The following is a 19,805-nucleotide window of genomic DNA, read 5'->3' on the forward strand; positions in this document are numbered from 1 at the left end:
AGAAGATGATAGTTTTAGTTACAGGTGGGGCTCGTTCAGGTAAAAGTAGTTTTGCAGAAAGTCTATATAAAGATAAAACAGATGTAGTATATATAGCAACATCTAAAATAACAGATACTGAGATGGGAGAAAGAGTAAAACTTCATCAAAAATCTAGACCAAAAAAATGGCGAACCTATGAGGGGAATTATGGTATTAAAGATTCCATAGGTGAAGAGGAAAACTATCTCCTTGATTGTATAACTGTCCTTACATCTAATATAATGTTTGATATATCAAAGGATACCGATTATATAGACTATAATCTTCAAAAAGAAATAGAAAACAAAGTGGTTTTAGAGTTGGAAAATTTGGTTAAAGAAATCAGATTAAAAAACTATAATCTAATTTTGGTAACAAATGAAGTGGGAGATTCTATAGTTCCAGAACATCATATATCTAGGGTTTTTAGAGATATTCAAGGAAGGGTAAACCAAAGATTGGCATCCTTAGTAGATGAGGTTTATTTGGTATGTTGTGGCATACCAGTGAAAATTAAATGATAAAAGGGTTTATACTTTCCTTACAGTTCTTTTCTCATATACCTGTTAATATAAATGTAGATTTCGGTGGAAAAAATATTAATTATAGTATATTTTTTCTTCCATTAGTGGGAGCAATTATAGGAGCATTGGGAGGATTAGTATATTATTTAATTTATCCTTATAATAATTTAATTGCATCCTTCTTAGGATTATTAACTACAATAATAGCAACGGGTGGACTGCATTTAGATGGTCTTTCAGATACTTTTGACGGATTTTTATCCAATAGGGATAAGGAAAGAACCTTGGAGATAATGAAGGATAGTAGAATAGGAGCTTTTGGGGTACTTAGTTTAATTCTATTAATTCTATTTAAATTTATATTGATTTATAGTATTAAAAATCTACCCCTAGCTATAACCCTATCCTTCGCAAATAGCAGACTAGTAGTTGCAAGAATAATAGCATATAAGAAGAATGCAAGACCAGGGGGATTAGGAGATTTATTCCATCAGAGTAATCCTAAAAGCCTAATGATAGTAAGTGGAATTTTTTATATAACCATATTAATATTATTAGATATAAGATATATAATTCCATTATTAATTAATTTTTTAGTTGGAGAGTATATATCCTATGTAGCTTATAAAAAGATAGGAGGATTTACTGGTGATGTATATGGTGCTGTTATTGAAATAGGAGATACTATTTCTTTACTTGGTTTTTGGGGTGTGATGTTATGGATATAATTATGATACGGCATGGTGAATCAGAGGATAATATACAAAGAATATTCAGCAGAGATGATACCAATCTTACAGAAAATGGAACAATTCAGATAAAAAATACTAAAGAACTATTAAAAAAATTTAGCTATGATAAGGTATACTATAGTCCATTAAAACGAACAGTGGAAACTTTAGAGAATTTGGGGTTAACTGGAATAGAGGAATTAAGAATTAGAGAAATTAACTTTGGAATTTTTACTGGAAAAACCTTTGAAGAAATATCAAAGATTCATCCCAATGAAACTAAACTATGGTTAGATGATACACAAAATTATATTATACCTAAAGGTGAAAGCATATTAGGTGTATATAGTAGGATAAGTGAATTCTTAGAAGAAATATCAAAACAGGATGAAAATATTCTATTAATTACTCATGATTGTGTTATTCGATTAGCTCTATCATGGATATTCGATAATCCAGATTATTTCTTTAGGTTTAAAGTAGATAATGGAAGTATAAATATAATATCAATAGATGAAGGATATAAATATATAAAGAAGTTGAATTATAATTAATGACACAAGAGAGTTGCTCTCTTGTGTCATTAAATTTTATTCCCAGCCTTTACAAACATCTATCCATTTAGAACTTTTAGATATTCTTTCCAACTCATCTAAAGTAAGCTCAATTGCAGAATTGCTGCTGCCACAGGCAGGAAACATTGTAGTAAATCTTTTCATAGAATTATCTAGATATACCTTTATATTTTCTGGAAGAGCAAAGGGACATACACCTCCAATTTCATGTCCAGTAAAGCTTAGGGCATCTTTTGGAGTTAACATTCTAGGTTTAAAGTTAAATTCATTTTTAAACTTTTTATTATCAACCTTTGCATCCCCTGCAACTACTATAACCATGGCTCCATCTCCGTCATAGAAGGATAGAGATTTTGCTATCCTTGCTTCTTCAGTACCTAAAGCTATTGCAGCCAATTTAACTGTAGCTGTTGATTCTTTCAGTTCAAGAATATACTGAGCCTTATTGAATTGCTCTAAATAATCTTTTACTTTTTCTATAGCCATTTTCCTTTACTCCTTTAAATAATTAAGTATTTCAACTATAATACTGTAAATATTCAAAAAAATCAAGTTTAATTTAAAAGGAAAGATAAATATAGTTTACACAATCTAAGTTCTATTTGAATCTTAGTTTTACATTGTTATATATCAATTAAATTTTACTAAAAGAGTTTTATCTCTCTTAAGATATTATGACAATTCTATTTATTAAGAAAATGGAGTTTGTTTTAGAAAAGTAAGAACTATATAAAGGGTATAAAATATAAGGTGGAGTATTTTAATAAACTCCACCTTTGTAGTTCTAATATTTAAAATAATATATGCATAAATAATGCAGTTATCGGTATAGCTAAAATAGTTCTTTGAAAGAAACAAATAATTAATTCGCTTAATTTTACTGGTAATTTTGCTGCCATCATTACAACTATAGTTTCAGAAAAGAAAATAATTTGGACTATTGATATGGTTGTGACTACATATCTAGCACCTATATCTAGTAATTCTACTTTATCAGCAATCAATAATACTGGTAAAAACATTTCAGCAATTCCTACTGGGAGAGAAGGTGCTATTTCAACGGCATTAGGTACTTGGAACAATTTAAGTAGTGGAACAAATAAAGCACCAATCCAATTAAAAAATGGAGTATACTCAGCAACAATTAATCCTAAAATTCCCATAGAAGCTAATAAAGTCAATACTTTAGGAAATACAACATAACCATCAATTAAACTGGACTTTATTTCTCTAAAAATGTTATTAGCAGTATAAGATTTTTTTATAGCCCTATCAAAACCTGTTTTAATAATTCCCTTTCCTCTATTTCTTTGGGCTTTAATATCATCCTTCGTCTGGATTTTACCATTATAATAAATATCTTTCTTTTTACATAGAGGTGGTATTCTTGACATTATAGCACTAATCAATAAGGTAATGAATAATGCTATAAAATACACTTTTAAGAAATGATCAGCTAAGCCTGCCGTTTTAATTACCATGTAAGCAAACCCTACACTTACTGCGCTAAATCCTGTAGCAACTAGGACAGCTTCTTTTTCAGTATAAACTCCTGTATTATATAGTTTATTTGTAATTAAAACTCCTACAGATGAAGAACTAACAAAAGATGCTATAGCATTTACTGCTGCCCTTCCAGGTACTTTGAAGACAGGTCTCATTAGAGGTTCCATCAATGAACCTACAAAATCTATTACTCCATAATTCAATAGGAAAGGCATAAAGAAACAGCCTACAGGGATTATCCATGCAACACCCATTACTATTGCTGGGACAACAGTTCCTCCAGTGCTAGAGCCTACTATCCATTCTGGTCCTGTAAAGCCAGGGATTGTTGCATCAAGAGTATATACTAAGGTGAAGAAGCCGCCTAATAAATATAAAAAAGGATGAAATACAGAATCTTCACCAAAATAGTTATTTAGCATAGTATTTTTTTTAGCAAAAAATTTTCCATATACACTTAAAATTCCTGTAAATACTATAACTAAAGTTATTAACCATAGTCCAAAGTTTCCTAAAGCCTTTATAAAAAAATTGTATATAAAACCAAAAGGGACATCTGTTGTTCCTTTTATGGTTAAAGGTATAAAGAATATGAATATGGCAATTGCAGTAAAAAAGATAGATTTTATCAAACCTATTCGGCTGCTTTTTTTGTTTAAGGATAAAGAGTCTAGAACTGTCACATCATTTAAATCTAGATTTAATTTTTTTAGTTCTTCTAAATTATCTCCCTTAATCAAAGTATGGGACATATATAAATCCTCCAGTCTTTGGTCTATTTTTATCTTATTATCTACTATTCTTTTTCTTTAGGGCAAGAATTGATAAAAATTCGAAAGCAATATTAGCAGCCATATAGGATGTAATCTCTCCAAAATCATATGGTGGTGCGACTTCAACAATATCGAAACCTACAAAGTTTAATTCTTTAATTCCTCTTATTAAATTTAAAGTTTCAAGTGAAGTGAATCCTGCTACTTCTGGTGTTCCTGTACCAGGAGCATAGGCTGGGTCTACAAAGTCAATATCAAAAGTAAGGAAAGCTTTTTTATCTCCTACTCTTTCTTTAATCTGTTTTAATAGTTCGTCAAAGCCCATTTCTCTGATTTTATGAGCTGGGATTAGCTTTAGACCTAGTTCAGCAGCCATTTTATGTTCGTTAGGGTCATATAAGGAACCTCTCATACCAATTTGGATAGAATGTGAAGGATCTATTAAGCCTTCTTCAATAGCTCTTCTAAAAGGAGTTCCATGATTATATTTTTCACCAAATACTTCTTCATTAATATCTGCATGGGAATCAAAATGAACCAATGCTACTGGACCATGTTTTTTGGCAACTGCTCTTAATTCTGCAAGGGTTATGGAGTGATCTCCTCCTAAAGCTATAGGTGTAACATCTGCATTGACGATTTTAGTCATTTCCTCTTCGATTTTTTCATAGCTAGGTAATATATAACCAGGGACTATATTTATATCTCCATAGTCTCCGCCCTTTAGTTCATCTAAGATATTGATTTCCATTATTACATTATTAGGCTTCATCATTACAGAGATGTTTCTTATTCCATTAGGACCAAATCTTGCACCAGTTCTAAAGGAACTTGCTGTGTCAAAGGGGATTCCCACAATAGCAAAGTCTAAACCTTCTAATCTGTCAATTCTTGGCATCCTCATAAATGTACCCATGTTAACAAATCTTGGTGAGGATGATGCACTTGCTGGTTGGTTTGCATTAATATTTTCCATTTTATACCTCCAAATAAATTTTATTTTTCGATATATTATATAGCAAGTATTGTGCCAAAAAAATAAGACGATAAATCAATGATTTATAACAAGGACATTGAAAACAGGAGGAATAATTTCCTCCTGTAAATGTTTAAATTCTTATGAAATAAGAGTTAGTCAACACAAAGAATTTAAAGAGGAATGATTTCCTCGAGGGAAACTATTCCTCTTTAAATTCTAGTTTAATATTTAGTCTTTTGAACTTTTTTCTTATGGTGCTTCTATCTAAGTCTAATATTTCAGCCATTTCATAGGTGCTTTTGCATTTAGACATTATATCTAGGAGTAATTTTCTTTCATATTCTGCAATAATATTTTTATAGCTGCTGATCTTATTTATATCGAAACTTGAATAATCTGTTATAGAAACCAGTTGGCAATCAATGATATCCTGCTTATTAATAATATCATCATTAGTTGTGACTACTAGCCTTTCAATAAGGTTTTCAACTTCTCTAATATTTCCAGACCAATTATAACGCAATAATATTTTCATAGCTTCTGGACTTATTTTTTTATTATAATTATATTTTTCATTAAACCTATTTAAGAAATTTAAAATAAGTGGGGGTATATCTTCTTTTCGCTCTCTTAGAGGAGGAATTGTTATGGGAACCACATTAAGTCTATAATATAAATCTTCTCTAAAGGTTTTATTTTTTATCATATCCTGTAAGTTTCTATTTGTGGCTGCAATAATTCTAATATCAACAGGTATTATAGTAGTACCTCCTACTTTAGTTAATTCTCTATTTTGTATTACGTTTAGTAGTTTTACTTGTAAATTCAGTGGTAGTTCTCCTATTTCATCAAGAAATAAAGTTCCTTTATCTGCCAGTTGGATTAATCCTACTTTTCCCTCTTTATTTGCCCCAGTGAAGGATCCTTTTTCATAACCAAATAATTCTGATTCTAAAAGGTTTTCTGGTATTGCACCGCAATTAATTTTAATAAAAGGCTTATTATATCTAAGACTGTTGTTGTGTAAAAAATAACTTAAAACTCCCTTACCAACACCAGATTCACCCTCAATAAGAACTGTTGAATCTACTTTAGCTACCCTTAGTGCTAAATCTATTATTTTATCCATTTTTTCACTATTATAGATGATGTTGTTGTTCTTTGCTTTATCTTTAGAACTGATAATATCTAGTTCTTGTTGATATTTTTTGTTAATTAATTTAGCTTCTTCCAAACCTCTTTTTAAATCTCTTAATTCAGTTATATCTCTGGAGTTTATAACAATTCTATATAATTCTCCATTTTTAAATATTGGAGTTCCTGTTCCTATAACTTCTTTACCATTTACTTGTTGGAGCATAGAAATTTGTTTTTGTTCTTTAATCACAGCTAAGGCAACGGACTCGGAATATATACCTTCTGCTACTAATTCTTCCATGTGTTTTCCTATTACATAGTCAGCCTTTACACCATCAATTCTTTCACAGGATTTATTAAATCTTAAAGTAACTCCTTTTCCATCTGTAATATGTATTCCGTCGTTTGAGGCATCAAGAATAGCATTGAATTCTTCCATTAAATCTTCATAAGCATTTTCGCAGTCTTTTAAACCATTGTTTTTTACGATAATAGGAATATCCTTTGAAAAGCTATTTTTAGTCATAATTTTATCCTCCATAAAATAGAAAATTAGATTCAGATAAATTTGTATATTTATTTTACAACGTTTATATTATATCACTTAAATTTGCTTTATTAAAGGCAGATACAAGAGGAGGATTCTTATATATTATTAGAACAGACGAATTATTCACTTGCATCTAAGATATATTTGTATTTTAATGGGTATAAGAGTACATAATAAGTTAAAAGAAATTATTAAATAATTAATTAATAAATATTAATTATAGAAATAAAACTAAATGGAGGAATAAAAATGACAGTGAATTTTTATGAAGCAGTAAAAAATAGAAGAACATATTATGGTATTAGCAAAGATACAGTAGTATCCGATGAAAGAATTCAAGAGATTATAGAACATGCAGTAAAGCATACCCCATCAGCATTTAACTCCCAAAGCACAAGAGTAGTTTTATTACTTGGAAATCATCATACAAGATTATGGGATATAACTAAAGAATCATTGAGAAAAATAGTAGCAGCCGATAACTTTTCTTCTACTGAAGAAAAAATTAACTCCTTTGAGGCGGGATATGGTACAATCTTATTCTTTGAGGATTCTAGTGTAGTAGAATACTTACAAAGAGAATTTTCGACTTATAAAGAAAATTTTCCTATTTGGTCTCAGCAGACCAATGGAATGCATCAATTTGTAATATGGACAGCATTAGAACTAGAAGGGTATGGAGCATCACTCCAACATTATAATGAGCTTATTGAAGTAGATGTAAAAAAAGAATGGAATATACCTAATAAATGGAAGTTGATAGCTCAAATGCCCTTTGGAAAACCAACAGCAGAACCGGGAGAAAAAGAATATGCTCCCTTAGAAGAGAGAATTAAGATATTTAAATAATAAATACTCCTTTCTGGGAATAATCAAATAAGATTAAACTAGAGAGGAGTATTATTTTATCTTATAACTTTTCTTAAAAAGTCTTGAGTTCTTGGATGTTGTGGATTATTAAATATTTCATCAGGAGTACCGCTTTCTAAAATTTTACCATCATCCATAAAGATTACTCTGTTTCCAACTTCTTTAGCGAAACCCATTTCGTGGGTAACTACTACCATAGTTATTCCTTCATTTGCCAAAGATTTCATTACATCCAATACTTCTCCTACCATTTCTGGATCTAGAGCAGATGTTGGTTCATCAAATAACATGAGATCTGGTGACATGGCCAGTGCTCTTACTATGGCTATTCTTTGCTTTTGTCCACCTGATAGTTTATTAGGATAGGTATTTGCTTTATCGTCTAGGCCAATTCGTTTAAGTAAATCCATAGAAATTTTTTCAGCTTCTTCTTTTGCCATGTTTTTAATCTTCATAGGTGCTATGGTTATATTTTCTAATACTGTAAGGTGAGGAAATAAGTTAAACTGCTGGAATACCATACCCATTTTTTCACGCTGTTTATTTATATTATTATTTACATCAGTTATAGATACATCTTTAAAGAAAATATCACCGCTAGTTGGTATTTCTAATAAATTTAGACATCTTAGAAAGGTGGATTTTCCTGAGCCACTAGGACCTATTATAACTACTACTTCACCTTTTTCTATATTTTCATCAATTCCCTTTAATACTTCTAAATCACCAAACTGTTTATAAAGATTTTTAACTTTAATCACCAGAACCAAGCCTCCTTTCTAAAATACCTACTAATTTTGAAAGCGAGAAAGTGATAACAAAATAAATAATTCCTGCATATATTAGTGGAGCAAATGGTCTATAGGTTATACCTCTTAAAGTATCAGCATTGTACATAATGTCATGAACAGCAATAACAGATATTATTGCAGATTCCTTTATTAAGACAATAAACTCATTACCTAATGCAGGTAAAATATTTTTGAATGCTTGAGGTATTATTATATATCTCATAGTCATACCATAAGGCATACCTAAAGATCTTCCAGCCTCCATTTGACCTTTATCTATTGACTGAATACCTGCCCTTATTATTTCAGCAACATATGCCGCACTATTTAGGAATATGGCCATGGTTCCAAGAAATAGCCTAGAGTCTGGAAGAAAAGGAAGGACTTTAGGAAGACCATAATATACTAAGTATATTTGGAGGATTAAGGGAGTGCCCCTAACAATTTCTATATAAGTTGATGAAATACCTCTTAAAACTTTATTACTTGAAAGCTTCATTAAAGCTAAGAATATCCCAATAATCGTTCCAAAAATTACGCCAAAAAATGATATTAAAAGAGTTGTAGCAGTACCACTTAAAAAATAACTATAATATTCCATTAAAAATTCTAAATCCATTAATATACCTCCTAAAATGTAAGTTGTCTAAAGATATTGGCAAAAGAAAGTAAGCTTATTTAGCCTATTTCCTTTTGCCAAATATTTTCACCTAACTTTCATCTGCTAATGCAGAGGCATCTTGAATGAATTTATCTATGGAACCATTATTTATTAGTTTATCTAATGTTTCATTAATTGCTTTTAATAAGTCTGGGTTACCTTTATTTACTGCTACAGACACACCATCTTCTTGACCTAGCATAATTTCAGGCATATATAAATCTTTATTTTGAGCTACATAAGCAATAGCTACTGGCTCAACTAATATTAATCCATCTATTTTTTTATTTTTAAGTTCTAATACTAAGTCAGTTATCTTGCTTAAACCTATATATTCAGCATTAGAAAACTTTTCTGCTGCAATTTCCTCTTGAACTGTTGATTTTTGAGCTCCAACTTTTAAGTCATTAAAGTCTTTTGGCTCTTTTAATTTATCTTTATCTTCATTCCTTACTATTATTCTTTGTTTACCTTGATAATAAGGAACAGAGAAATCAACAGATTTTTTCCTTTTTTCATCGGCTACCATACCTGCAACTATAAAATCAATATCATCGGTAACTAAGGCAGGAAGTAAGCCTTCAAATTTCATATCTATGATTTCAAGTTCTACTCCAATATCAGTCGCAATTTCTTTAGCAATATCAATATCAAATCCTACTATTTCATCTTTGCCATTGATTAGCTTATGAAATTCATAAGGGGGATAATCAGCTGCTGTACCAAGTACTATTTTACCTTTTTCTTTTATTTTAGCAAGTTTTCCTGCAGCAGTAGAATTTGAATCTGCATTTATAGCTTTTTTATTACAGCCTACCATTGCAACCATCATACTTATAATAAGAATACTAATAATTATTTTTTTATACATTTTTATTCCTCCCAAAATTATATATTATTTGATTATAATTTTGAGAAAAATCTGGTGTCTTCGGAATTCTTTCCAAGTTGAATTGTAATAGAATTCCAAATGCTCTCGTAGTTGTCTGGACTTTTCAAGATTAAGGCCTCCTTTATACTTTATGATAGTAAATTTTAAAGACCATTATATTACATTTAATAAAAAGATGCAAGAAGAACTTCCAAGATTCTTCTTGCATCTTTTTATTTGTCAAAAATTGAAATCAATATTACTGCAATAAGTATTGCTCCTATTCCAATGAAGGTTCTTATTCCAAAACTTTCATTTAAAATTAATACTCCGATAATAACACTAGTAATAGGTTCAAAGGTACTCAGAATAGATGTACTTTGAGGCCCTACTATTTTAATTCCAATTTGGAATAAGTTTACACCCAATCCTACTGATAAAGATAAGAATAAAGACATAAGCCATCCTAAAGGCTTCATATGTATAGTAAATGTTTTTGTTATTATGCTAAATATGAACATCATAACTGCAGCTATTGAGCAAAGGTAAAAAGTTAATTTTATTGTATTCATTTCTTTTAAACCACTTTTATCTAGGTATATAGTATAAAATGCAAATGTAATACTTGATGCAAAAGCAAGAAATATTCCTATAAAATTAATGTCACCATTGCCATCATAGAACATTAAAACTCCAAGTACACAAAGTATAACTGCAATTATCTTTATAATATTTGGTTTTTCTTTAAAAAATAATATGCATCCAAGTATTACAAATATAGGATATACAAAATGTATTGTTGTCGCCATACCAGAAGGGATATAGTTGTAAGATAAATATAGTAGTAAAGCTGTTGCCCCATATCCAATAGTGCCAACTAAAATTATCTTTTTTAATTCTTCCTTAGTAATCTTCAAAGTTTCCTCTTTCTTTCTTTTTATTAATATATATAAAAAAGGAATTATTAATAAGAATCTATAGAAAGCTAGACTTGTAGGGTTTCCACCTTCTTTAAAGACTATTTTTGCCATTAAAGGCATACTACCAAAGATAATCGCTGAAATCATAACTGACAATGTTCCTTTTAATTTAGTATTCATAATTTTTCCTCCTTATGCAATTAATCATATTTTAAGTATATAGAACTTTTTTATTATAAGCAATTAATATACTAGAAAAGACTTAGATTTATTAGAATGTATTTTTATCAAATATAAAGCTCTTAACATGATGCAAGAAAGAAATAAAAACATGCAGAAATATACTTGCTATTATTAAAAAACTATGCTAGAATTGTTTAAAATATTGTTTACTGCATTAAAGTGAGATGTTAAAATTATAATCAAATCATTCTGCGAAAACAGCTAATGAACATGTTAAACAAGAATATGAAAAATCGAAACAAAAAAATATCCATATTTGTAAAAAAAGTATATTAAATGGTAAATTATAATTTTTCTATATAAAAAGAAATATAAAATAGATAAACTTGCAAAAAAATAAAAAGCTCATTAAAGGATGAAAACTGTAGAATAATAGATTTAGGAGGAAATTTAGGAACTAAAGAATTTATAGGAGAAATTATTAAGCATTTGGAGGTGTTATAAATGGAGAGAAAATTTAAAAAGATTTTAGTTGCCAATAGGGGAGAAATTGCCATAAGAATATTTAGAGCTTGTAGTGAGCTTGGAATAAGGACTGTGGCTATTTATTCCAATGAAGATAAAAATTCTTTATTTAGGACAAAAGCAGATGAATCTTATTTAATAGGAAAAAACAAAGGGCCTATAGAGGCATATTTGAATATAGACGAAATAATTAAGTTATCATTGAAAAAAGGAGTAGATGCTATACATCCAGGATATGGTTTTTTATCTGAAAATCCAGAGTTTGCAAGAAAATGTAAAGAAGTAGGCATTGAATTTATAGGACCAACTCATAGTATGATGGATAGTTTAGGAGACAAAATAAAGTCTAAAAAAGTAGCAAATAGTGTAGGAGTGCCAACTATCCCAGGAATTGAAAAGGCTGTAAGTTCTGAAGAAGAAGCTATGGAATTTGCTAAGTTCTCTGGATATCCTGTTATACTTAAAGCTGCTGCTGGTGGCGGTGGTAGAGGTATGAGAGTAGTAAAAGATGAAAAGGATTTAATTAGAGAATATTATAGTGCAAAGAATGAAGCTAAAAAAGCCTTTGGTATTGACGATATATTTATTGAAAAATATCTTGAAAAGCCAAAGCATATAGAAGTTCAAATATTAGGGGATAAATATGGAAATATAGTTCATTTATTTGAGAGGGATTGCTCAATACAGAGAAGGCATCAAAAAGTTATTGAATATACTCCTGCATTTTCAATTAGTGGTGAGCAAAGACAAAATATATGTAATGATGCAGTTAAAATAGCAAAAGCAGTTAATTATAGAAATGCTGGAACTGTTGAATTCTTATTAGATAGACATGGAAACCACTATTTTATTGAAGTAAATCCTAGAATACAAGTAGAACATACTGTATCTGAAATGGTTACTGGAATTGATATAGTTCAATCCCAAATTTTAATAGCTGAAGGATATCCTTTAGATTCTGATGAAATAGGAATAAAAGGACAGGAAAGCATAGAACCAAGAGGTTATGCAATACAATGTAGAGTTACTACAGAAGATCCATTAAATAATTTTGCTCCAGATACAGGAAATATAGATATATATAGAACTGGTTCTGGATTTGGTATTAGACTTGATGGAGGCAGTGGATTTACTGGTGCAAATATTAGTCCATATTATGATAGTCTTTTAGTAAAGGTAACTTCTTGGGCTAGGACTTTTGAAGATGCAGCAAGGAAAGTTAAAAGAGCATTGAAAGAAGTAAAAGTCAGAGGAGTAAAGACTAATATTCCTTTTTTAATAAATGTATTAAATCATGAAGAATTTTTAGCTGGAAAATGTGATACTGGTTTTATCACATATAATCCAGGACTATTTGATATTACTACAAAAGCTGATGTGGAGCTTAAGGTTTTAAACTTTATAGGAGAAAAGGTAGTAAATGAAACAAAAGGAAATAAACCGGATTTTGATATTCCAAAGGTTCCAAAGGTAACTAGACCTAAAGAACAATATGGTACTAAGCAAATATTAGATGAAAATGGGCCTGAAGGCTTAGTAACCTGGATTAAAAACAATAAGTCCTTGTTAATTACAGACACTACATTGAGAGATGCACACCAATCTCTAATGGCTACTAGGATGAGAACTGCTGATATGTATAGGATTTCTAAAGCTCTTTCTGTATTAGGAAAGGATTTATTTTCTATAGAAATGTGGGGAGGAGCAACCTTTGATGTAGCTTATAGATTTTTAAATGAATCTCCTTGGGAAAGGTTAGAAGTCTTAAGAAAAAAGATACCTAATATATTATTCCAAATGCTTCTAAGAGGTGCAAATGCAGTAGGATATAGAAATTATCCTGATAATGTAATTAGAGAATTTGTCAGAGAATCTGCTGAAAGAGGTATAGATGTATTTAGAATATTTGATTCATTGAACTGGTTAAAAGGTATGGAAGTAGCCATAGATGAGGTATTAAAAGTAGGAAAAGTAGCAGAAGCTTGTATATGTTATACAGGTGATATATTAGATAAATCAAAGACTAAATATACTTTAGATTATTATATAAAGACTGCTAAGGAAATAGAAAAGACAGGAGTTCATATACTAGGGATTAAAGATATGTCTTCTCTATTGAAACCTCAGGCAGCTTATGAACTTATTAAAGCATTAAAATCAGAAATCAGTATTCCGATACATCTTCATACCCATGATACCAGTGGAAATGGAATAGCAACAGTACTGATGGCAGCTCATGCAGGTGTAGATATAGTGGATACTGCTTTTAATAGTATGTCAGGATTAACAAGTCAACCTGCGTTAAATTCAGTGGTTGCTGCTTTAGAACATACTGATAGAAGTACAGGTCTAGATTTAGATGATTTACAAATTATATCTGATTATTGGAGTACTATAAGACCAATATACAATCAATTTGAATCTGGATTAAAATCAGGAACTGCAGAGATATATAAATATGAAATTCCAGGTGGTCAATATTCCAATCTTAAGCCACAGGTTGAAAGCTTTGGATTAGGTCATAGATTTGAAGATGTAAAAGAAATGTATAAAGTTGTAAATGAAATGTTAGGTGATATTGTAAAAGTAACCCCAACTTCTAAGGTTGTAGGAGATATGGCTATATTTATGGTTCAAAATGATTTGACTCCAGAAAATATTTATGATAAAGCTAAGGATATGGCATTCCCAGATTCAGTAGTATCATATTTTCAAGGTATGATGGGTCAACCTATGGGAGGATTTCCTGAAAAACTTCAAAGATTAGTATTAAAAGGAGAAGAACCTATAACCTGTAGACCAGGAGAATTACTAGAGCCTGAAGATTTTAGCAAAATAGAAAAACATATTAGTGAAAAATATAATATAACTCCAGAAAGAAAAGACATATTGTCATATTCCCTATATCCAAAAGTTTTCGAAGATTATTTAAAATATGCTGAAGAATATGGGGACTTTAGCAGAATGGACAGTGATATATTTTTCCATGGTTTAAGGGAAGGTGAGATTGGAGAAGTAGAAGTTGAAGAAGGAAAGATTTTAGTCATTAAACTTCTAGAGATAGGTAGATTAGATGATGAAGGATATAGAACCTTGTATTTTGAGGTCAATGATAGTAGAAGGGCAATAAAAATCCTAGATAAGGCAAGTAATATTGTAAAGGAAGGATCCTTTACAAAACAAATGGCAGATATGGAAAACAAATTTGAAATTGGAGCAAGTATCCCAGGAACTGTAGCTAAGATTTTAGTGAAACTTGGTGAAAAGGTTGCAGAAGGCCAATTAGTTGCAATAATTGAAGCTATGAAAATGGAAACTCAAATTACAGCAGCAGCTTCGGGCATTGTATCCTCAATAGCTGTTAAGGAAGGACAAAATATAGAAGCAGGGGAACTCTTAATAAGGTTAGAATAAATTATAAAAAGGTTAGGTTAAATAATTAGCTTAACCTTTTAATAATTTATTAAAAAGGGATAGCAAGATTAAATAAAATTAGATAAAATATATAGAATGAAATATTTTCTAAAGGGGCTGGAGTGATGGAAATAAAAAGTGATCGATATAAAGGAATAATTTTAGCAGCTATTGCTTCGATGATGTGGAGTACAGGTGGAATATTTATTAAATTAGTAGATTGGAATCCCATATCAATATCAGGTTTTAGAAGTCTTATAGCTGCATTAGTGATGTTGACTTATATAAAAAAGCCTAAATTCACAAAATCAAAACCACAAATTCTAGGTTCTATAACCACTTGTACTACTATGTTGTTTTTTATTATAGCAAATAAACTTACTACATCGGCAAATGCAATATTATTACAGTATACAGCTCCTATTTTTGTAGCAATCTTAGGAGTATGGATTTTAAAAGAGAAAATCAGGTGGTATGATATAGTTTCAATAATAGCTGTATTTTTAGGAATGATATTATTTTTTATAGATAATGTAAATATAGGGAATACATTAGGTAATATTATAGCGATATTATCAGGGTTTTCTATGGCATGTATGACTATTTCTCTTAGATTACAAAAAGATGGCTCAGCTATAGACACTACTTTTTTTGGAAATATGTTGACATTTATTATAGCAATTCCTTTTATATTTATATCATTACCAGATGTAAAAAGCCTGATTATAATTATTATAATGGGAGTATTTCAACTTGGAATCCCATATATATTTTATGTAAATGCAACAAAATATCTTAGTGCATTAGAGGCCATTTTAATTACTGTTATTGAGCCTTTATTAAATCCGTTATGGGTATATATCTTTGCAGGTGAAAAACCAGGGACTTATGCTATTATAGGAGGTATAGTGGTTATAGTTACTGTAATGCTTAGGGGGATTTATGTATCAAAGCTGGAAGTTCAGGAGGAGTAAAAGGTTAAATGTTACTGAATTGATTTTATTTGTTTTGCAATATAAGAAAAATAAGTATATAAGATATATATTTGAGATATTTAGAGAATCATATATAGAAGAGCAAAAACTTTATTATTAAAGCAGAATATATAATAATTGGAGGGATTATCATGGAAAAATGGGAATATAAGACTATTAAGGTTGAACCTAAAGGTATGATGGGAGGGATACTAGATATAGAGGAATTTGATTATCAACTTAATAAATTGGGAGAGCAAGGATGGGAATTAGTATCTTGCTTTTCAACAAATGCAAGTAATGGTTATAGTAGAGAAGCAATAGCTGTCTTTAAAAGGAGAAAATAGTATTAAAAACCATTATTTTACTTATTTCACTGTTATATAGGAACTTGCTATAAATGGGCTAAACTAGTAAACTTTTATATTATAAGATTTGCTAGTTTAGCTCATTTTTATGTTATAAATTATAAAAAATATGAACCAGATTAGAAGTTATTACAATATATAAACGAGAGGCCGCTCAATATATAATCTTTTTAAGAAAGGTTAAGACAGAGGGGGGGGTAAGGGATTGGATGTTGCAGATTTAACTTATTTAATTGAAAGCTATGGTAAGGATGTCTATGGATTTTGTTACAAATTAACAAGAGATAAGCACCAAGCAGATGATTTGTATCAGGAAACCTTTTTAAAAGCTACAGAATTATGTCATAAAATAGATAAATCTAAAAATCCAAAGAGCTTCCTAATAGCTATTGCAGCAAATACGTGGAAGAATCAATGGAGAAAATTTGGATGGAGGAATCGGATTGCAAAGATGGTAGAGTTTCAAGATGATTTTGATAATGAGTCATACATGATTGATACTACAACACCAGAACTTGTAGCCATAAGCAATGAAGTTTATACGATGATTGATAGAGCTTCAGCATCGTTGAATGATAAATTGAAAATACCTTTATATATGTACTACAATACTGGATTATCAATTGAAGATATTGCATACTCACTTAAAATTCCAACTGGAACTGTAAAAAGTAGGCTTTACAAGGCTAGAAAAATGATAAAGGAATATATGGAGGTCAATGGATATGAAGGATTTTAAAAAAAATGAAAAAATAGATAAACTGCTATGGCATGTACTTTCTTCAAACAATGAACCAGATCATAGTTTGAATCAAAAAATTATAAATAAAATAGGAGAGAGAAATAGAATAAAATGTATAAATAAAAGGAGATTATCAATATCAGCTGTGGTTGCTATACTTATAGTAACAACATCTCTTTCAGCATTTGCAGCATGGAAGCTATTAACACCCAAGGAAATTGCAGAAAATTTAGGGGATAAGGGACTTGCTCTTGCTTTTGATAGTGAAGGAGCTGTAGCTATAAATCAGACTCAGATTATTGGAGATTATAAGATAACCTTAATGGGAATAGTATCTGGTAAAGAAATCAGTGATTTTAAGCACTCCGCAAAAGAAATATTTCCTGATAGAACATATTCTGTACTGGCTATTTCCAAGTCAGATGGAACACCAATGCCGGAGCCCCTTGATCCTTTATATGATGAAATGTCATTTCTTGTTTCACCTTTTATAAAGGGGCAGCACCCGAAAGACCTTAATATCTTTACGATGAATGGTGCAGCAAGCTGGTTTATAAAAGATAGGGTAATGTATAGAACCATGGAATGTGATGATATAGAAGTTTTTTCAGACAGAGGCTTGTACATTGCTGTTATGGATAATTTTAATGTCATCGAAGCCTATAATTTTAATTCGAAAACAGGTGAGATTAGTCGTAATACTGACTATAAAGGAATCAATGCTTTGTTTGATTTACCTTTAGACCAATCAAAAGGGAATTATAAGGAAGCAGAGAAGTATATTCAGACATTGCTAAGGGATGATGAGGAAGTATTAGATGAAGAATTACCAGAGATAGAAGAGCTATTAAAAGATGCAGTATTAATACCAGAATCTGTACAGAAAGTGGTTCCAGACAAAGATGGTATTTTTAATTACTATTTTGCCAAACATAAACTTAAAGCAGATATTAAGAATTTATTTGAAGAAGGCCAAGTAGGTTTTTCTAATAGTAGATATATGGATAATGGAAATATTCTTGTTTTTTCAAGAGATGATAATGGAGTTATTACAGTTATGACCTATAGAAAAAAATAAAGGTAGAGATACAATATTAGTGTAGAATTTATAAGATAAAGATCATTAAAACTATAATAATGAGGAATTAGAGAGGGGATAAGGAAAAAATTAGATTAGAAAAAGACCATGAACTTCCATAGCTAATGATTAGACTTAGCTTAGATCAAAAGGGGGTATTAGGAGGATTGGTGTCATTTTCCGTTATAATTAAGTTTATAATGCAGGTTTTCAACTAATTGCACCATTAACATTGCCGTTGATTTCCTATGGTGGAATATCTACAGTAATAAATGTGTTTCTCATAGGCATTATGCTTTCAGTATATAAATCGGGTGGCTTATATAAAAAGGATAATAAGTTAGATATCAGCAAATACAAGACTTTTCAGTTTGTAGATGGTAAAATAATTATTAACTTAGATAGAACATGAATTAAATTTATCAATACTACAAACTATTTACAATATAATTACAATTTGCTGTGAGTGGATTAATTTACCATATTATATGATAATATGATATCAATTGGGATATAAAATTTAAAAGAAGAGGTAAATTAAGGACGAAACAGGATATAGAAACAATTTTTAAAAGAAAAAAGATTATAGGAGTGATAAATTGGGAAAATATAATGTTTCAAATCGAGATCTTGTTTTATTTTTGATAATTACTTTTGGCTTAACATCTATAATGGGGATTGCCATGGGTTTAGGATATCCTACATATTCAGTGGATTCTTTCCCTTTAACACAAATGTATTACCCTGCTCTTGGTGTTATGGTTGCTTTATTATTAAATAAAAAATGGCGAGATAAATTACCAAAAAAATTTTTTTTGACATATTTATTTTTTACAATTACATCAATTATTTATCTTTTAGTAATAGTATTTGGATTTAATCAAAGTCCAAATGTTCATTTAGAGATTTGGCTTATGGTAGGTAGCATTTCATTGATTATTGCATATAACAGTGATACTAAGGAAAAAATAGAGAACTTTGGATTAAAATTTAGAAGTAATATAAAGTCATCAATTATCTATATTTTGTTATTTATTGTTCTATATTTGACAGCCATATTTATATCTTCAATGTTGGCTGGAGAGATTGATGATTTTATAGCACCATTTAAGAGTCTAAAAACATGGTTTATATTATTCTCTTTACCTTTTTCATTTCCATTTAGCTTTATTGCATTTTTAGGAGAAGAATATGGGTGGAGATATTTTCTGCAACCAGCTTTTCAAGAAAGAATTGGAAAGAGAAAGGGAGTAATACTTGTAGGATTGATTTGGGGAATTTGGCATTTACCAATAAATATGTTCTACTATAGTCCAGAAACATCTTTTTATTCTGTTATGAATCAATTAATAGTTTGTGTTGGCTATTCAGTTTTCTTTGGATATGTATATATAAAGACTCAAAATATATGGACTATATCTATGATTCATTTTATTAATAATAATCTTGGTTATGTGCTATATGGTGCTACTGGAGCTAATATAGTATTTACATGGCAGGCAGTATTATTTAATTTATTACTTTTTTCAATGATATATATGCCCTTCTTATTAGCTAAGGAGTATAGGAAATCAGACATAAGGGTTTAAATAGCCCTATTTATCTATTTACA

At 29.9% G+C, this 19,805-nt stretch carries 19 protein-coding genes; 11 read left to right on the top strand and 8 right to left on the bottom strand.

The annotated features are described in order from the left end of the window. Positions 1 to 5 precede the first annotated feature (5 nt). From cobU to RT714_RS07880, 3 genes are read left to right on the top strand one after another with little or no spacing between them, the layout of a single operon-like run. A complete protein-coding gene (gene cobU, locus RT714_RS07870) occupies positions 6 to 542 on the top strand; it encodes a bifunctional adenosylcobinamide kinase/adenosylcobinamide-phosphate guanylyltransferase (protein WP_313757026.1) in 537 nt (178 codons plus the stop codon). Beyond that, positions 539 to 1,273, top strand: coding sequence for an adenosylcobinamide-GDP ribazoletransferase (gene cobS / locus RT714_RS07875; RefSeq protein ID WP_313757027.1), 735 nt, complete (start codon positions 539 to 541; stop codon positions 1,271 to 1,273). The genes cobU and cobS overlap by 4 nt, the downstream gene beginning before the upstream one ends. After that, a complete protein-coding gene (locus RT714_RS07880; protein ID WP_313757028.1) occupies positions 1,264 to 1,830 on the top strand; it encodes a histidine phosphatase family protein in 567 nt (188 codons plus the stop codon). Before cobS ends, RT714_RS07880 begins: the two co-directional genes overlap by 10 nt. 36 nt (positions 1,831 to 1,866) lie before the next feature. On the opposite strand, the gene RT714_RS07885 is transcribed toward RT714_RS07880, so the two are convergent. From RT714_RS07885 to RT714_RS07900, 4 genes are all read right to left on the bottom strand, one after another. Beyond that, a complete protein-coding gene (locus RT714_RS07885) occupies positions 1,867 to 2,337 on the bottom strand; it encodes a YbaK/EbsC family protein (protein WP_313757029.1) in 471 nt (156 codons plus the stop codon). Positions 2,338 to 2,642: 305 nt separating this feature from the next. After that, positions 2,643 to 4,109, bottom strand: coding sequence for a nucleoside recognition domain-containing protein (locus tag RT714_RS07890; protein ID WP_313757030.1), 1,467 nt, complete (start codon positions 4,107 to 4,109; stop codon positions 2,643 to 2,645). A gap of 37 nt (positions 4,110 to 4,146) precedes the next feature. Further along, complete coding sequence (gene speB, locus RT714_RS07895) at positions 4,147 to 5,106, bottom strand: agmatinase (RefSeq protein ID WP_313757031.1); 960 nt, start codon at positions 5,104 to 5,106, stop codon at positions 4,147 to 4,149. 202 nt (positions 5,107 to 5,308) lie between these two features. Beyond that, entirely contained in the window at positions 5,309 to 6,772 is a 1,464-nt protein-coding gene (locus RT714_RS07900; protein ID WP_313757032.1) for a sigma 54-interacting transcriptional regulator, read from the bottom strand. 273 nt (positions 6,773 to 7,045) lie between these two features. On the opposite strand from RT714_RS07900, the gene RT714_RS07905 reads away from it, so the two are divergent. After that, positions 7,046 to 7,645 carry a nitroreductase family protein gene (locus RT714_RS07905; protein WP_313757033.1) on the top strand — a complete coding sequence of 200 codons (600 nt, stop codon included), beginning with the start codon at positions 7,046 to 7,048 and terminating at the stop codon, positions 7,643 to 7,645. A 56-nt stretch (positions 7,646 to 7,701) separates the two neighbouring features. Here RT714_RS07905 and RT714_RS07910 read toward each other — a convergent pair whose 3' ends face one another. The 4 genes from RT714_RS07910 to RT714_RS07925 all read right to left on the bottom strand — a co-directional run bounded on the left by RT714_RS07910 (position 7,702) and on the right by RT714_RS07925 (position 11,089). Then, on the bottom strand, positions 7,702 to 8,427 hold the full coding sequence (locus RT714_RS07910) for an amino acid ABC transporter ATP-binding protein (RefSeq protein WP_313757034.1): 726 nt from the start codon (positions 8,425 to 8,427) through the stop codon (positions 7,702 to 7,704). Further along, positions 8,420 to 9,076 carry an amino acid ABC transporter permease gene (locus tag RT714_RS07915; protein ID WP_313757035.1) on the bottom strand — a complete coding sequence of 219 codons (657 nt, stop codon included), beginning with the start codon at positions 9,074 to 9,076 and terminating at the stop codon, positions 8,420 to 8,422. Before RT714_RS07915 ends, RT714_RS07910 begins: the two co-directional genes overlap by 8 nt. Before the next feature lie 91 nt (positions 9,077 to 9,167). Beyond that, complete coding sequence (locus RT714_RS07920; RefSeq protein ID WP_313757036.1) at positions 9,168 to 9,989, bottom strand: transporter substrate-binding domain-containing protein; 822 nt, start codon at positions 9,987 to 9,989, stop codon at positions 9,168 to 9,170. Positions 9,990 to 10,222: 233 nt separating this feature from the next. Continuing rightward, the gene (locus RT714_RS07925) at positions 10,223 to 11,089 is read right to left on the bottom strand and encodes a DMT family transporter (protein WP_313757037.1); all 867 of its coding nucleotides are present in this window, start codon (positions 11,087 to 11,089) and stop codon (positions 10,223 to 10,225) included. Between the two features lie 507 nt (positions 11,090 to 11,596). On the opposite strand from RT714_RS07925, the gene RT714_RS07930 reads away from it, so the two are divergent. The 7 genes from RT714_RS07930 (at position 11,597) to RT714_RS07960 (ending at position 19,782) form a co-directional block, all read left to right on the top strand. Beyond that, the gene (locus tag RT714_RS07930; protein WP_313757038.1) at positions 11,597 to 15,031 is read left to right on the top strand and encodes a pyruvate carboxylase; all 3,435 of its coding nucleotides are present in this window, start codon (positions 11,597 to 11,599) and stop codon (positions 15,029 to 15,031) included. Positions 15,032 to 15,156: 125 nt separating this feature from the next. Further along, on the top strand, positions 15,157 to 16,005 hold the full coding sequence (locus RT714_RS07935) for a DMT family transporter (RefSeq protein ID WP_313757039.1): 849 nt from the start codon (positions 15,157 to 15,159) through the stop codon (positions 16,003 to 16,005). A 152-nt stretch (positions 16,006 to 16,157) separates the two neighbouring features. Then, positions 16,158 to 16,352 carry a DUF4177 domain-containing protein gene (locus RT714_RS07940; RefSeq protein WP_313757040.1) on the top strand — a complete coding sequence of 65 codons (195 nt, stop codon included), beginning with the start codon at positions 16,158 to 16,160 and terminating at the stop codon, positions 16,350 to 16,352. Positions 16,353 to 16,578: 226 nt separating this feature from the next. Continuing rightward, positions 16,579 to 17,112 carry an RNA polymerase sigma factor gene (locus RT714_RS07945; RefSeq protein WP_313757041.1) on the top strand — a complete coding sequence of 178 codons (534 nt, stop codon included), beginning with the start codon at positions 16,579 to 16,581 and terminating at the stop codon, positions 17,110 to 17,112. Beyond that, a complete protein-coding gene (locus RT714_RS07950; RefSeq protein ID WP_313757042.1) occupies positions 17,099 to 18,193 on the top strand; it encodes a hypothetical protein in 1,095 nt (364 codons plus the stop codon). Before RT714_RS07945 ends, RT714_RS07950 begins: the two co-directional genes overlap by 14 nt. A gap of 232 nt (positions 18,194 to 18,425) precedes the next feature. Further along, on the top strand, positions 18,426 to 18,605 hold the full coding sequence (locus RT714_RS07955; RefSeq protein WP_313757043.1) for a hypothetical protein: 180 nt from the start codon (positions 18,426 to 18,428) through the stop codon (positions 18,603 to 18,605). A gap of 187 nt (positions 18,606 to 18,792) precedes the next feature. Beyond that, positions 18,793 to 19,782 carry a type II CAAX endopeptidase family protein gene (locus RT714_RS07960; protein WP_313757044.1) on the top strand — a complete coding sequence of 330 codons (990 nt, stop codon included), beginning with the start codon at positions 18,793 to 18,795 and terminating at the stop codon, positions 19,780 to 19,782. Positions 19,783 to 19,805 lie beyond the last annotated feature (23 nt).

The sequence above is a fragment of the Tissierella sp. genome, from assembly GCF_032104385.1.
Classification (GTDB): domain Bacteria; phylum Bacillota; class Clostridia; order Tissierellales; family Tissierellaceae; genus Tissierella.

Coding starts and splice junctions, on each gene's coding strand:
- cobU (WP_313757026.1), top strand. CDS start 6: ATGATAGTTTTAGTTACAGGTGGGGCTCGTTCAGGTAAAAGTAGTTTT.
- cobS (WP_313757027.1), top strand. CDS start 539: ATGATAAAAGGGTTTATACTTTCCTTACAGTTCTTTTCTCATATACCT.
- RT714_RS07880 (WP_313757028.1), top strand. CDS start 1,264: ATGGATATAATTATGATACGGCATGGTGAATCAGAGGATAATATACAA.
- RT714_RS07885 (WP_313757029.1), bottom strand. CDS start 2,337: ATGGCTATAGAAAAAGTAAAAGATTATTTAGAGCAATTCAATAAGGCT.
- RT714_RS07890 (WP_313757030.1), bottom strand. CDS start 4,109: ATGTCCCATACTTTGATTAAGGGAGATAATTTAGAAGAACTAAAAAAA.
- speB (WP_313757031.1), bottom strand. CDS start 5,106: ATGGAAAATATTAATGCAAACCAACCAGCAAGTGCATCATCCTCACCA.
- RT714_RS07900 (WP_313757032.1), bottom strand. CDS start 6,772: ATGACTAAAAATAGCTTTTCAAAGGATATTCCTATTATCGTAAAAAAC.
- RT714_RS07905 (WP_313757033.1), top strand. CDS start 7,046: ATGACAGTGAATTTTTATGAAGCAGTAAAAAATAGAAGAACATATTAT.
- RT714_RS07915 (WP_313757035.1), bottom strand. CDS start 9,076: ATGGATTTAGAATTTTTAATGGAATATTATAGTTATTTTTTAAGTGGT.
- RT714_RS07920 (WP_313757036.1), bottom strand. CDS start 9,989: ATGTATAAAAAAATAATTATTAGTATTCTTATTATAAGTATGATGGTT.
- RT714_RS07925 (WP_313757037.1), bottom strand. CDS start 11,089: ATGAATACTAAATTAAAAGGAACATTGTCAGTTATGATTTCAGCGATT.
- RT714_RS07930 (WP_313757038.1), top strand. CDS start 11,597: ATGGAGAGAAAATTTAAAAAGATTTTAGTTGCCAATAGGGGAGAAATT.
- RT714_RS07935 (WP_313757039.1), top strand. CDS start 15,157: ATGGAAATAAAAAGTGATCGATATAAAGGAATAATTTTAGCAGCTATT.
- RT714_RS07940 (WP_313757040.1), top strand. CDS start 16,158: ATGGAAAAATGGGAATATAAGACTATTAAGGTTGAACCTAAAGGTATG.
- RT714_RS07950 (WP_313757042.1), top strand. CDS start 17,099: ATGAAGGATTTTAAAAAAAATGAAAAAATAGATAAACTGCTATGGCAT.